Below are 14111 nucleotides of genomic sequence, written 5' to 3'. Positions count from 1 at the left end.
TACCCCCCCCCCCCCCCACCCCCCCCCCCCCCCCCCCCCCCCCCCCCCCCCCCCCCCCTCCCCCCCCACCCCCCCCCCCCCCCCCCCCCCCCCCCCCCCCCCCCCCACCGCCGGGTCATCTCCGCCGCCCTGCCGGGCCGCTCACCGGTATTCGACGGCCGCGTCCAGCAGCCAGTCCGCCAGATAGCCGGCGAAGGAGGAGCGCACCAGGACCCAGAAGCCGGCCCGGGGTTCGTCGCGGGCCACCAGGACGACCTGGGTGCGGGCCAGCGTCGTCTGGGCGCAGCGGCCGGGGCCGAAGGCACGCGGGTGCAGATCCAGCGAGCAGCCGTGGGCCAGCAGGTCGCGGGCCCGGGGTCCGCCGACCAGCAGGGTGGTGCGCTGGGCGGAGACGTCGGTGACGGAGACCGGTTCGTCTCCCGCCGCCGAGCGGATCCGGCTCTCCAGGTCCCGCTCGGTACCGCGCAGGCCCACCACGAGCCATTCGTCGGGGCCGAGCCACACCGCGGTCACGTCCCCCGCGTGCACGACGGTGTCGGGTTCCAGGGGCAGTTGGAGTCCCAGGGCGAGTCCGACGGCGTCCGCGGCCGGGCTCTTGGCGTCGAGACGGACGTTCACCTGGGCCAGGAAGGGGAGTTCGGCCAGGCGGATCGCGCCCCGGGAGGAGCGGGTCGCGGCGGCCAGGCGGTGGGCGGCGTCGCCCAGGGGGCTGCGCTGCCGTGCGGTCAGGGCGGTGTCAGCCATCGCGGCGGGCTCCCTCGGGGTCGTAGAGGACGGGGCTTGCGACGGTCACCGGGACCAGTCGGTCGCCGACGGGTGCGAAGAGACGTTCACCGATCCGGTCCCGGCCTCCCTTGATCAGGGCGAGCGCGAAGGTCCGGCCGAGCGCCGCGCTGCGGTAGCTGGAGGTGACGTGCCCGAGCATCGGCACGGGCGGGGCGGGCAGTTCGCTCTCGGCGACCAGGTGCGTGCCCTCCGGGAGGAAGGCGGCCGGGTCCTCGGGGAGGAGCCCGACGAGGTGCTTGCGGTCGGGGCGTACGGTGTCGGCGCGGGCGTAGGAGCGCTTGCCGATGAAGTCGGGCTTCTTCTTCGACACCGCCCAGCCCATGCCGAGGTCCTGCGGGGTGACCGTGCCGTCGGTGTCCTGGCCGACGATCGGGTAACCCTTCTCCGCGCGCAGCACGTGCATGGTCTCGGTGCCGTACGGCGTGATGCCGTACGGCGCGCCCGCCTCGTACAGCGCCTCCCAGAGCGCGAGCGCGTCCCACGGTGACACGTTGATCTCATAGGCGAGTTCGCCGGAGAAGCTGATCCGGCAGACCCGCGCCTCGATCCCGGCGACGGTGGTGTCCCGCCACGCCATGAACGGGAAGTCGTCGTTGCCGACGGCGAGTCGGGGCGCCAGCGTGCCGAGGACCTCGCGGGACTTCGGGCCGACCAGGGCCACCGTGGCCCACTGCTCGGTGACCGAGGTGCAGTGGACCTGCAGTTCGGGCCACTCGGTCTGCAGCCACTCCTCCATCCAGTCCAGGACGGCCGCCGCGTTGCCGGTCGTGGTGGTGACCAGGAAGCGGTCCTGGGCGAGCCGGATGACCGTGCCGTCGTCGAAGACCATCCCGTCCAGGCGGCACATCACGCCGTAGCGGATCATCCCGACCTTCAGGGTGCCCATCATGTTGGTGTAGAGCCGGTCGAGGAAGAGCGCCGCGTCCGGGCCCTGTACGTCGATCTTGCCGAGGGTGGAGGCGTCCATGAAGGCCACCCCCTCGCGGGCGGCGCGGCACTCGCGCAGCACGGCGGTCTCCATGTCCTCGCCGTCCTGCGGGTAGTACCAGGGCCGCTTCCACTGGCCGACGTTCTCGAACAGGGCGCCGTGCGCCACATGCCACGCGTGCAGGGCCGTCGTGCGGACCGGGTCGCTGAGCGTGCCGCGGTCGCGCCCGGCGAGGGCGGCGAAGGAGACGGGGGTGTACGGCGGCCGGAAGGTGGGCAGGCCGAGCGCGGAGATGTCCACGCCGAGGAGTTCGGCGACGACCCCGCTGGCCAGGACGCCGGCCGTCCGGCCCTGGTCGCCCCCGGTGCCGGCGGTGGTGTAGCGCTTGGTGTGCTCCACCGAGCGCAGGCCCGCGCCGGTCGCCCGCGCCAGGTCGTCGACCGTGACGTCACGCTGGAGGTCGACGAACCGGGGGGCGCCGGTGCCGGTGGGGATGGTGAAGACCTGCATGGGCGGGGTGTACGGCTGTGCGGCCACGGCCGGGAGCGAGGGCGTCTCGGCCGGGTAGCCCTCCGCCTCGACCGCTCGGGCGCCGGCTGCCGCGCCCTGGGCGAGGACCGTGGCCAGGTCGAAGGCGCCGTTCGCGCTGCCCGCGACCTCCACCGCCTGACGGCAGGTGTCCGGGACGAAGGCGCCGAGCACCTCGTCGTGGCGGAGCTTGCCGCCCGCCTGGCTGAACAGGTGCGCGACCGGGTTCCAGCCGCCGGAGACCAGGAGCAGGTCGACGGCGAACTCCCGCTGTCCGGTGGACTGCTGGCCTGCGGCAAACTCCCCGTACGGGGCGACCGTCACGGCGGTGAGCCGGGCCCCGCCCTCCGTGCCGGTGACCGCGTGCCCGGCGAGCACTTCGATCCCGGCGGACCGGGCGCGCTCGGCCCACTCCCCCGGCTCGGGCCGGGTGTCGACGATCGCCGCGATGTCCACGCCGGCGGCCGCCAGGTCGAGTGCGGCGGCGTAGGCGCTGTCGTTCGTGGTGAACACGACCGCGTGCCGGCCGGGCAGCACGGCGTACCGGTGGAGGTACGTCCGGGCCGAGGCCGCCAGCATCACGCCGGGGCGGTCGTTGTCGCCGAACGCCAGCGAGCGCTCGTGGGCGCCGGTGGCGAGTACGACGTGCCGGGCGCGGATCCGCCAGACGCGCTCGCGGGAGACGTTCGCCGGGGCCTCGGCGCCGAGGTGGTTGGTGCGGCGCTCGACGGCGAGGAGGTGGTTGTCGTCGTAGTGGCCGAAGACGGTGGTGCGGCGCAGGACGCGTACTTCGGGGGCGGCTTCGAGCCGGGCGCGCGTCGCTTCGACCCAGTCGAGGTGCCGGCCGGTGCCGAGCAGGCTGCCGCCGAGTTCGGGCTGGTCGTCGGCGAGGATGACGCGGGCGCCGCTGCTCGCCGCCGCCGCTGCCGCCGCGAGCCCGGCCGGGCCCGCGCCGACGACCAGCAGGTCGCAGTGGGCGTGTACGGCGTCGTAGCGGGCGGGGTCCGGTTCGGCGGCGAGGCGGCCCTGGCCCGGGAGGCCGCTCGCGACCAGGCCGTCGTAGAGCTCGACCGTGGTCGCGGGGAGCATCGGCTCCGGGAAGGGGGCCTCGATCTGGACGACCGCGTTGGGTTCCTCCACCCCGGCCGAGAAGATGCCGCGCGGGCGGCCCAGCTTGATACTGGTGGCGGCCTGGATGACGCCGTTGGCGAGAAGGGCGGAGGCGAGGGTGTCGCCCCGGTAGCCCTGGTATTCGGTGCCGTCGAAGGTGAAGGCGAGGGGGGTGTCGCGGTCGATTCGGCCGCCGGTGCGGGTGCGGAATGGTTCGCCTCCGCCGCCCCTACCCGTCCCATCCTGAAGGGGCTCCGCCTCTTCGACCCCGCCAGAGGGCTCCGCCCCCTGGACCCCCGCCGGCCCTGAACGGGCCTTGTCGTCAAACTCCCCCAGAGGGGGTACCCCCAGACGGGCTGACACAGCCGAAGCCTCAGGTCGCTCCACCGTCTCCGGACGCGACTCCCCCACCTTGTAGACGGCGAGGATCTCATTCGTCGCCGTGTTCCGCACCGCGTTGAACCATCGGCGGCAGCCCGCAGCATGGCTCCACCGCTCGGCGAACGGGCCCTTGGGGTTGTCGCGGAAGAACAGGTACCGCGCCCACTCCTCGTCGGTGAGGGCGGCGGGGTCCTCGGGGTAGGGGACGTGGGCCTGGCCACCGTAGTGGAACTCGGCCTCGTCGCGGGGCCCGCACCACGGGCAGGGGATGAGCAGCATGGTTCGGCTCCCTAGTGGGCCACCGCGGCCGCGCCGTGCTCGTCGACGAGCGCGCCGGTGGTGAAACGGTCGAGCGAGAAGGGGGCGTTCAGGGCGTGGGGGGTGTCGTGGGCGATGGTGTGGGCGTAGACCCAGCCGACACCCGGAGTGGCCTTGAAACCACCGGTCCCCCAGCCGCAGTTGAGGTAGAGGTTGTCGACCGGGCTGAGGCCGACGATGGGCGAGGCGTCGGGGCTGACGTCGACGATGCCGCCCCAGGTGCGCAGCACGTGGGCCCGGGCGAAGACCGGGAAGAGTTCCAGGGCGGCCGACATCTGCTCTTCGATGATGTGGAACGCGCCGCGCTGGGTGTAGGAGTTGTAGGCGTCGATGCCCGCGCCCATCACCAGTTCGCCCTTGTGCGCCTGGCTGACGTACACGTGGACCGCATTGGACATGACGACCGTCGGGTGCACCGGCTCCAGGAGCTCCGACACCAGTGCCTGCAACGGGTGGCTCTGGACGGGCAGTTCGACGCCCGCCATGGCGGCGAGGACCGAGGTGTGGCCGGCCGAGCACAGGGCCACCTTGCCCGCGGCGATCGGGCCGAGCGTGGTCTGTACGCCGACCACCCGGCCGCCGACCACGTCCAGTCCGGTGACCTCGCAGTTCTGGATGATGTCGATGCCGGCGGCGTCCGCGGAGCGGGCGAAGCCCCAGGCCACGTAGTCGTGCTTGGCGATGCCGGCGCGCGGCTGGTAGGTGCCGCCGAGAACCGGGTAGCGCACGTCGGGCGAGATGTTGACGATCGGGCAGACCTCTTTGACCTGCTCCGCGTCGAGCCATTCGGCGTCGACGCCGTTGAGCCGGTTGGCCTCGACCCGGCGGACGCTGTCGCGCACGTCCTGCAGGCTGTGGGCGAGGTTCAGCACGCCGCGCTGGGAGAAGAGGATCGGATAGTCCAGCTCCTCCTCCAGGCCCTCCCAGAGCTTGAGCGCGTGCTCGTAGATGCCGGCGCTCTCGTCCCAGAGGTAGTTGGAGCGGATGATCGTGGTGTTGCGAGCCATGTTGCCGCCCGCGAGCCAGCCCTTCTCCAGGACCGCGACATCGGTGATGCCGTGGTTCTTCGCCAGATAGTGGGCCGTGGCCAGGCCGTGGCCGCCGCCGCCCACGATCACCACGTCGTACGACCGCTTCGGCTCGGGGGTGCGCCAGAGCCAGTCCGGGTGGTCGGGCAGGTCGGCGCCGGGGGTGCGGGGGCTCATCGGGCGTCTCCGTCGTGCGAGAGGTGCGGATAGAGCGGGTGCCTGGCGGCCAGCGCCTCGGTGCGGGCGCGCAGTGCGGACACGTCCGGCTCGGGCTGGAGGGCCAGCGCGATCACGTCGGCGACTTCGGCGAAGTCCGCCTCGGTGAAACCCCGGGTGGCCAGGGCCGGGGTGCCGATGCGCAGGCCGGAGGTGACCATGGGCGGGCGCGGGTCGAAGGGGACGGCGTTGCGGTTGACGGTGATGCCGATCTCGTGCAGGAGGTCTTCGGCACGCTTGCCGTCGAGTTCGGAGTCCCGCAGGTCGACGAGGACGAGGTGGACGTCCGTGCCGCCCGTCAGCACCTTCACACCGGCCGCGGCCGCGTCGGGCCGGGTGAGGCGTTCGGCGAGGATGCGGGCGCCGGCCAGGGTGCGGGCCTGGCGTTCGGCGAACGCGGGGGACGCCGCGACCTTGAAGGAGACCGCCTTGGCCGCGATGACGTGCTCCAGCGGGCCGCCCTGCATGCCCGGGAAGACCGCCGAGTTGATCTTCTTGGCGAGGTCGGCGTCATTGGTGAGGATCACCCCGCCGCGGGGACCGCCGAGCGTCTTGTGCGTGGTGGTGGTGACCACGTGCGCGTGCGGGACGGGGCTGGGGTGCAGTCCGGCGGCGACCAGGCCCGCGAAGTGCGCCATGTCGACCATGAGGAGGGCACCGACCTCGTCGGCGATCCGGCGGAAGGCCGCGAAGTCCAGCTGCCTGGGGTACGCCGACCAGCCCGCGATGATCAACTTGGGCCGGTGCTCCTTGGCCAGCCGCTCCACCTCGTCCATGTCGACGAGGTTGTCCGCCTCGGAGACGTGGTACGGCACGACGTTGAGCATCTTGCCGCTGTAGTTGATGCGCATGCCGTGGGTGAGGTGGCCGCCGTGCGCGAGGTCGAGGCCGAGGACGGTGTCGCCGGGCTGGAGGAGGGCGAAGAACACGGCGGTGTTCGCCTGGGCGCCCGAGTGCGGCTGGACGTTGGCGTAGCCCGCACCGAACAGGGACTTGACGCGTTCGATCGCCAGCCGCTCGGTGACGTCGACGTGTTCGCAGCCGCCGTAGTAGCGGCGGCCGGGATAGCCCTCGGCGTACTTGTTGGTCGCGACCGAGCCCTGCGCCTCCATCACGGCGGTGGGCGCGAAGTTCTCGGAGGCGATCATCTCCAGGGTGGACTGCTGGCGGTGCAGCTCGGCACGGAGGGCTTCGTGGACCTCGGGGTCCAGCTCCGCCAGGGGCGTGTTCAGCGCGTTCATACGGTGGTCGCGTTCCTCTCGGCGGCCTCGACGACGTTGGCGAGCAGCATGGCTCGGGTCATGGGTCCCACTCCCCCGGGCATCGGCGCGAGCCATCCGGCGACCTCGGCGGCCTCCGGGTGGACGTCACCGACGAGCCCGTGCTCGGTGCGGGTGATGCCGACGTCCAGGACGGCCGCGCCGGGGCGCAGCATGTCCTTGGTGATCAGTCCGGGTGAGCCGGCCGCCGCGACGACGATGTCCGCCTCGCGCACGTGCCAGGCCAGGCCCTTGGTTCCGGTGTGGCAGAGGGTGACGGTGGCGTTCTCGGACCTGCGGGTGAGCAGGAGTCCGATGGGCCGTCCGACCGTGATGCCCCGGCCGACGACGCACACCCGTGCTCCGGCGAGCGGGACGTCGTGGCGGCGGAGCAGTTCGACGATGCCGCGCGGGGTGCACGGCAGGGGCGCCTCGACGCCGAGGGTGAGCCGGCCGAGGTTGACCGGGTGCAGTCCGTCGGCGTCCTTGGCGGGGTCCATGCGCTCCAGGACGGCGTTCGCGTCCAGATGGCGCGGCAGCGGCAGCTGCACGATGTAGCCGGTGCAGGCCGGGTCGGCGTTGAGTTCGTCGATGACGTCCTCGACCTGCCGCTGGGTGGCGTCGGCGGGCAGCTCGCGGCGCAGGGAGGCGATGCCGACCTGCGCGCAGTCGCGGTGCTTGCCGGAGACGTAGGCGTGACTGCCCGGGTCGTCGCCGACGAGGACGGTACCGAGGCCGGGCGGCCGGCCGGTCAGGGCCGTCAACTTGGCCACGCGCTCGGCGAGTTCACGACGGATGGTGGCGGCGGTCGCCTTGCCGTCGAGGAGTTGTGCGGTCACGTGCGGTACTCCCTCGAACGCTCAGCCGCGAAGGCGGGACATGGTCGGGTCGAACAACGGCTCCTCGGCGACGACCGCCTCGATCCGCTGGTCGAAGTAGCCGATGTGCACGGTCGTACCGGGTTCGGCCAGTTCCGCCGGGAGCCACGCGTAGGCGATCCCCTTGCCGATCGTGTAGCCGTACGCGGCGCTGGTGACATAGCCGACGGCACGGTCACCGTCGTACACGGGCTCCTTGCCCATGACGACCGATCGCGGGTCGTCGATGGTGAGGCAGCTCAGCCTGCGCCGCACGTCGGTCTTGCGCCGCTCCAGCGCGGCCTTGCCGACGAAGTCGCCCTTGTCGAGCTTGACGGCGAAGCCGACGCCCGCCTCGTACGGGTCGTGCTCGTAGGTCATGTCGGTGCCGAAGGAGCGGTAGCCCTTCTCCAGGCGCAGGCTGTTGAAGGCGCCGCGGCCGGCGATGATGCCGCCGAGCGGTTCGGCGGCGGCCCACAGGGTGTCCCACAGCTTCAGGCCCTGGTCGGCGGTCGTGTACAGCTCCCAGCCCAGCTCTCCGACGTACGACAGGCGCATCGCCGTGACCGGGACGCTGCCGATGTAGGCGCGCTTGGCGCGGAAGTACTTCAGGCCGTCACCCGAGAAGTCCTCGTCGGTCAGGGGCTGCAGCACCTCCCGGGCGAGCGGGCCCCACAGGCCGATGCAGCAGGTGCCGGCGGTGATGTCGCGGACCTGGACGCGGCCATCGGCGGGCAGGTGGCGGGTGAACCAGTCGAGGTCGAGGTTGCCGTTGGCGCCGACCTGGAAGAGGTCGCGGGCGAGGCGGGCGACGGTGATGTCACTGCGGATGCCGCCGTCGTGGTCGAGGAGCAGGGTGTACGTCACCGAGCCGACGGACTTGGCGACCTTGCCGGTGACCAGGCCCTCCAGGAAGTCGGCGGCTCCGGGGCCGCTGACCTCCAGGCGCTTGAGGGCGGTCATGTCGTACATCGCGACCTTCTCGCGGGTGACCTGGGCCTCGGCGCCGACGATAGGCGACCAGTAGCGGGCGGCCCAGTCGTTGGGGGTGGGGATGTCGCGGCCTTCGACCAGGGACGCGTTGGCCTCGTACCACTGGGGGCGCTCCCAGCCGTTCGCCTCCAGGAAGAACGCGCCGTGCTCCTGCTGGCGGGCGTAGAAGGGGCTGGTGCGGATCGGGCGCGGCTTCCCGGCCGGCTGGAGGGGGTGGAGGATGTCGTAGACCTCGACGAAGTTCTGGCAGTCGCGGGCCAGGACGTACTCGGGGGAGAGCTGGTGCGGCTCGAAGCGGTTGACGTCGCACTCGTGCAGGTCGAAGGAGGAGCAGTAGCCGTCGACCAGCCATTCGGCGACGGCCCGGCCGACGCCCGCGGAGTGGGTGACCCACACGGCCTCGGCGACCCAGAAGCCCTTGACGTCCGGGGACTCGCCGAGCAGCGGGTAGCCGTCGGTGGTGAAGGAGAACAGGCCGTTGATGCCCTCCTCGACCTTGGCCTCCTTGGTCGCCGGCAGCAGGGACTGGGTCTCGGTCCAGGCGTCCTCGAAGTCCTCCTCGGTGAACTTCAGGACCGAGGGCATCTCCTCGGCCTCGTCCACGGAGAGGATGTCGTCGGCGGAGACCGGCATCGGGCGGTGGCCGTAGTAGCCGATGCCGAGACCGTCGAAGCGGTCGCGGTAGTAGAGGTCGGCGTCCTGGTGGCGCAGGATCGGGCGGATGGCCTCCTCGGTCTGGCCGGCGAGCGCGGGGACCGGGCCGGTCCAGGCGAGCTGGTGGGCGAGCGGGGTGAGCGGCAGGTTCATGCCGACCATGCGGGCGATCTTCGGGCCCCAGATGCCGGCGCAGCACACGACGATGTCGGCTTCGATGTCGCCCTGGTCGGTCACCACCGCGGTGACGCGGCCCTCGCTCTGCCGCACGTCGAGGACCTCGTGGCGGGCGAGGAAGCGCACGCCGCGCTCGCCGGCCCGGCGGATCTGGGCCTCGACGGCCAGGACGGCCTTGGCGAGGCCGTCGGTGGGGACCAGGAGGCCGCCCAGGACCTTGTCGCGGTTCACCAGCGGGTGCTTCTCCACGCACTCGTCCGGGGTCAGCAGGCGCGCCTCGATGCCCCAGGCGGTGATCCAGCCGTGGCGCCGCCGGAGTTCGGCGAGCCGCTCCGGGCTGGTCGCCACCTCGAGGCCGCCGACCTGGAGGAAGCAGGGCTTGCCGTCCACCTCGAGGGAACAGAACTTCTCGACCGTGTACCGGGCCAGCTCCGTCATGGTCTTCGAGGCGTTCGTCTGGAAGACCAGGCCCGGGGCGTGCGAGCTGGAGCCCCCGGTGGCCGGGAGGGGGCCCTGGTCGACCACGGTCACCTCGGTCCAGCCGCGTGCGGAGATCTCGTCCGCCAGGGCGGCTCCCACGACGCCCGCTCCGATGATGACCACTCGGGGTCCCGCCATCGCCCAACCTCCGAACTTGAGACCGGTTCAGTTGCTTGTTGCGCAACGTGATTCAGGTTGCGCAACTCAATGTGCCTGTCGCCATGGAGGGTGTCAAGGGGTCGGTGACGTCGGAAAACGGCCCGGAACACGCCAATGCCCGGCGGGCGGTGCGCACAGGTGCACACCGCCCGCCGGGCATCCTCAGCCGGCCTTCCCGACCCCGTGCTACTTCAGCCAGGCGTCGACCTTGTCGCGGTTGGCGTCGACCCACTTCTTGGCCGCCGCGTCGTCCGACATCTTGTCCACGGCGATGTACTTGGCCACGGTGTTCTGGTCGTCGTTCGTCCACTGGAAGTTCTTCACCAGCTTGTACGCAGGGCTGCCGGACTTGGCGAACCGCGCACTGACGATCTTGTCCAGGTCGTAGACGGGATAGTCACAGGCGACCTTCGCCGCGTCGGCGTCGCAGCCCTTCGTGTACGCGGGCAGGTTGACCTTCACCAGCGGCACTTCCGACATGAACCACTGCGGTTCGTAGAAGTAGCCGATCACCCATTGCTTGTTCTTCTCGGCGGTGCGGTAGGCCTGGATGAGCGCGGTCTCGCTGCCCGCGTACACCACTTTGAAGTTCAGCTTCAGGTTCTTGACCAGGGCGGCGTCGTTGGTGACGTACGACGGGTCGCCGTCGAGCAGCTGGCCCTTGCCGCCCGACTCCGAGGTCTTGAATTTGTCGGCGTACTTGTTGAGGTTCTTCCAGTCGGTGATGTCCGGATGGGCCTTGGCCAGCCACGGCGGCACGAACCAGCCGATGACGCCCTTGTTGCCCGTGGAGCCCGCCTCCGCGGCGGTCTTCTGCTCGGTGATGTACTTCTTCTTCAGATCGTCGTGGCCCCAGTTCTCCAGGACGGCGTCGACCTCACCTGTCCCGAAGCCCTGCCAGGCGATCTCCTCCTTCAGGTCCTTCTTCTGGACCGTACAGCCGAGGTCGTGCTGCGCCACGTACGCGACGACCGCCGCGTCCGCCTCGTAGCCGACCCACGGGTTGACGGCCAGGTTGAAGGTGCCGCACTTGCCGCCCGAGGACTTCGCGCCGGCGGACGTGCTGTCGCCGACCTTCGCTCCCGAGCAGGCCGTGAGGGTGAGGCCGAGGACGGCCAGGCCGGCCGCTCCGGCTCGCCAGTGTCTTGCCATGGTGTCGTGCTCCTTATGCCCTGGTGCGTCGCGCCGCAGCCTGAGTGATCCGGTCGAACATGACTCCCAGCAGTACGATGGCGAGCCCCGCCGCCAGCCCCTTGCCGTACAGCTGTCCCTGCGAGAATCCGGCCACGACGTCGTAGCCGAGGGCGCCTGCCCCTACCAGGCCGCCCACCACAACCATCGACAGCACATAGATCAGACCCTGGTTGGTCGCGAGGGTCAGAGCACTGCGTGCCATCGGCAGTTGGACCTTGGTGATGATCTGCCAGGTGTTGCACCCGGCGGAGGTGGCCGCCTCCACGGTTGACTCGGACACGTTCCGCACACCGTCCGCGATGATCTTGATAGCGACGGGCGCCGCGTAGACGACGGCCGCGACGATCGCGGTGAACCGGGTGGCGCCGAAGAGGGCCAGGAACGGCACGAGATAGACGAACGGCGGCATGACCTGTGCGGCGTCCAGGCTGGGCCGCACTATCCGGTCCACGAGCCCGCTGCGCCCCATCCACACACCGAAGACGACGCCGAACAGCATCACCAGCACCGTGGCCACGGCGGTCGAGGCGAGGGTCGTCATGCTGTCCGACCACAGCCCGGTGCCGACGAGCAGCCCGACGCACACGGCGGCCGTCACCGCGGCAAGCCGGCCTCCGAGCACCGCGCCGAGCGCGACCAGGGTGATGCCGACGAGCCACCACGGGGAGTCCGTGAGCAGTGTCTGGAACGGGTTCAGCAGACCGTTGGTAATGACGTCCCGGATGCCGTTGGTCAGTCCCGAGAGGTGGTCCTGCAGCCAGGTGGTCGTCGTGTCGGCCGCGCTCGCGATGTGACTGCCGGTGCTGCCGTTGCCGGGGAACTCGGCCGCCCAGACGTACGTGTGCGACAGGTAGACCAGCACGGCGGCCGCGATCCCGCCCGCCACCAGCAATGGACGGCGCCACTTCCTCAGGCGGTCACCGCTGCGCCGGGCCGCGTCGGCGCGTGCTGCCGCCGCGGTGGTGACCCGGTCGAGCACGATGGCCATGACGACGATGGCCAGGCCCGCGTTGAAGGCCGTACCGACGTCGAGCGACTGCAGGGCCTGTACGACGGTCTTGCCGAGGCCGGGAGCGTCGATCAGGGCGGCGATGGTCACCATGGCCAGGGCGGCCATGATGGTCTGGTTGACGCCCATGACCACGGTGCGCTTCGACATCGGCAGCAGCACCTTCAGCAGCTGCTGCGACCGTGTGGTGCCGAGCGAGTCCGCGGCCTCGACGGTGGTCTCGGGCACCGAGCGGATGGCGTGCGCGGTGATGCGGATGGCGGGCGGTGCCGCGTAGATCACCGTGGTGATCACGGCGGAGGCACCGCCGATGAGGAAGATCAGGGTCAGTGGGGCGAGGTAGACGAAGGTCGGCATCGTCTGCATGAAGTCCAGGAAGGGCGTCATGATCCGGTTGAACCGGTCGGAGAGACCGGCCCACACGCCCAGCGGGATGCCGATGAGCAGGGCCACGAGTACCGCCGACAGGGTCAGCGCGAGGGTGTCCATGCTCTCCTGCCACAGGCCCTGCAGCCCGAAGAAGGTGAAGCCCGCGACCGCCAGCAGCGCGACCCGCCAGTTGCCCACGGCCCAGGAGACATAGCCGGTGAGTCCGACGACGCCGAGCCAGCCGATCTGCGGGACCGGGCGGGTGCCGGTGGGCTGGGAGATCAGCGACTGGACGAAGGTCACCAGGTTGTCGATGACCAGCCGGATCTCGTTGAAGAAGTACAGGAAGACCGGGTTGGAGTTGCGGTTGGCCCCGATGCTGTCGTTGACGTCGTTCAGCCAGCGGTGCAGGCCGGTGAGGTCGGCCGCGGCGAGGGTCAGCGTCTGCCGGCCGCGCAGCACGGCGAAGAGCACCAGCCAGGCCAGCAGGATCGCCGCCACCACCATGGGGCGGCTGACCTTCTCACGTATCGTCGCGACCGGCGCGGTCACGTCGGCGGCGACGGCCATCACGCACCGCCTTCCTGTCCGGCGACGACGGCGAGGATCTCCTCGTCGCCGACGATGCCGAGCAGCTTGCCGTTCTCGACGACCTTGACCGGCTTGTGGGCGGCCAGCACGGTACGGGTCGCCTCGCGCACCACGACGTCCGGCCCCAGCTCGGGCCCGTCCAGAGCGTCTTCGGGCTCCACCGGGCGCATGATCCAGCGCAGGGTGAGGACATCACCGCGCGCCACGTCCTTGACGAAGTCGCGTACGTAGTCGTCCGCCGGGGCGCCGACCAGTTCGTCACCGGTGCCGCACTGGACCATCTTGCCGTCGCGCATGATCAGGATGCGGTCGCCGAGCTTCAGGGCCTCGGAGAGGTCGTGGGTGATGAACACCATGGTCTTGCCGACCTCGTGGTGCAGACGGATGACCTCGCTCTGCATGTCGCGGCGGATCAGCGGGTCGAGCGCGGAGAACGGCTCGTCGAAGAAGAGGACGTCGGGGTCTCCGGCCAGGGCGCGGGCGAGACCGACGCGCTGCTGCATACCGCCGGAGAGCTGGTCGGGGTAGGAGTTCTCGTATCCGGCCAGGCCCACCAGTTCGACGGTCTCCAGCGCGCGCTTGGTGCGCTGGGCCTTGCTCATGCCGCGTATCTCCAGCCCGAACGCCACGTTGTCGACGACCTTGCGGTGCGGCAGCAGGCCGAAGTGCTGGAAGACCATGGAGAACTTGCTGCGCCGCAGTTCGCGCAGCCGGCGGGCGTCGGCGTCACGGATGTCCTCGCCCTCGAAGACGACTTCTCCGGCGGTGGGTTCGATCAGCCGGGTCAGACATCGCACCAGGGTGGACTTGCCCGAGCCGGACAGGCCCATGACGACGAAGACCTCGCCGGGCGACACCTCGAAGTCGACGTCACGTACGGCGGCGGTGCAGCCGGTGCGGTCCATGAGCTCGCGGCGGGTGAGTCCGCACAACTCCTCGGAGCCCGGCACCTCGTCGGCCTTCGGCCCGAACACCTTCCACAGCCGGCGCACGGAGATGACCGGGGTGCGGTCCTTGGGATGCTGGGACGTGTCGCGCCGCTGCGACACCTCGGTCTGTGCTGGGGTCATGATC

At 71.0% G+C, this 14111-nt stretch carries 9 protein-coding genes; all 9 read right to left on the bottom strand.

The annotated features are described in order from the left end of the window. Window positions 1-141: 141 nt before the first annotated feature. The 9 genes from ACZ418_RS18645 to ACZ418_RS18605 all read right to left on the bottom strand — a co-directional run bounded on the left by ACZ418_RS18645 (window position 142) and on the right by ACZ418_RS18605 (window position 14107). The gene (locus ACZ418_RS18645; protein WP_468363735.1) at window positions 142-744 is read right to left on the bottom strand and encodes a sarcosine oxidase subunit gamma; all 603 of its coding nucleotides are present in this window, start codon (window positions 742-744) and stop codon (window positions 142-144) included. Next, entirely contained in the window at window positions 737-4012 is a 3276-nt protein-coding gene (locus ACZ418_RS18640; RefSeq protein WP_468363732.1) for a sarcosine oxidase subunit delta family protein, read from the bottom strand. The genes ACZ418_RS18645 and ACZ418_RS18640 overlap by 8 nt, the downstream gene beginning before the upstream one ends. Window positions 4013-4023: 11 nt before the next feature. After that, window positions 4024-5256, bottom strand: a complete 1233-nt coding sequence (locus tag ACZ418_RS18635) for a sarcosine oxidase subunit beta family protein (RefSeq protein ID WP_468363729.1) — start codon at window positions 5254-5256, stop codon at window positions 4024-4026. Further along, a complete protein-coding gene (gene glyA / locus ACZ418_RS18630; RefSeq protein ID WP_468363726.1) occupies window positions 5253-6536 on the bottom strand; it encodes a serine hydroxymethyltransferase in 1284 nt (427 codons plus the stop codon). Before glyA ends, ACZ418_RS18635 begins: the two co-directional genes overlap by 4 nt. Next, entirely contained in the window at window positions 6533-7393 is an 861-nt protein-coding gene (locus tag ACZ418_RS18625) for a bifunctional methylenetetrahydrofolate dehydrogenase/methenyltetrahydrofolate cyclohydrolase (protein WP_468363723.1), read from the bottom strand. Before ACZ418_RS18625 ends, glyA begins: the two co-directional genes overlap by 4 nt. Before the next feature lie 21 nt (window positions 7394-7414). Continuing rightward, entirely contained in the window at window positions 7415-9853 is a 2439-nt protein-coding gene (locus ACZ418_RS18620) for a GcvT family protein (protein WP_468363720.1), read from the bottom strand. 207 nt (window positions 9854-10060) lie between these two features. Further along, window positions 10061-11026, bottom strand: coding sequence for an ABC transporter substrate-binding protein (locus ACZ418_RS18615; RefSeq protein ID WP_468363718.1), 966 nt, complete (start codon window positions 11024-11026; stop codon window positions 10061-10063). 13 nt (window positions 11027-11039) lie between these two features. After that, entirely contained in the window at window positions 11040-13016 is a 1977-nt protein-coding gene (locus ACZ418_RS18610; protein ID WP_468363715.1) for an ABC transporter permease, read from the bottom strand. Further along, a complete protein-coding gene (locus ACZ418_RS18605; RefSeq protein WP_468363712.1) occupies window positions 13016-14107 on the bottom strand; it encodes a quaternary amine ABC transporter ATP-binding protein in 1092 nt (363 codons plus the stop codon). Before ACZ418_RS18605 ends, ACZ418_RS18610 begins: the two co-directional genes overlap by 1 nt. Window positions 14108-14111: the final 4 nt, after the last annotated feature.

The sequence above is a fragment of the Streptomyces sp. NPDC030820 genome (assembly GCF_055572075.1).
The sequence above is the reverse complement of the archived record's forward strand: the minus strand, read 5'-3'. Positions and strand labels throughout refer to the sequence as shown.

Excerpts from the sequence above, each read along its gene's own strand:
- ACZ418_RS18640 (WP_468363732.1), bottom strand. The coding sequence starts at position 4,012 with ATGCTGCTCATCCCCTGCCCGTGGTGCGGGCCCCGCGACGAGGCCGAG.
- ACZ418_RS18635 (WP_468363729.1), bottom strand. The coding sequence starts at position 5,256 with ATGAGCCCCCGCACCCCCGGCGCCGACCTGCCCGACCACCCGGACTGG.
- glyA (WP_468363726.1), bottom strand. The coding sequence starts at position 6,536 with ATGAACGCGCTGAACACGCCCCTGGCGGAGCTGGACCCCGAGGTCCAC.
- ACZ418_RS18610 (WP_468363715.1), bottom strand. The coding sequence starts at position 13,016 with ATGGCCGTCGCCGCCGACGTGACCGCGCCGGTCGCGACGATACGTGAG.
- ACZ418_RS18645 (WP_468363735.1), bottom strand. The coding sequence starts at position 744 with ATGGCTGACACCGCCCTGACCGCACGGCAGCGCAGCCCCCTGGGCGAC.
- ACZ418_RS18620 (WP_468363720.1), bottom strand. The coding sequence starts at position 9,853 with ATGGCGGGACCCCGAGTGGTCATCATCGGAGCGGGCGTCGTGGGAGCC.
- ACZ418_RS18615 (WP_468363718.1), bottom strand. The coding sequence starts at position 11,026 with ATGGCAAGACACTGGCGAGCCGGAGCGGCCGGCCTGGCCGTCCTCGGC.
- ACZ418_RS18605 (WP_468363712.1), bottom strand. The coding sequence starts at position 14,107 with ATGACCCCAGCACAGACCGAGGTGTCGCAGCGGCGCGACACGTCCCAG.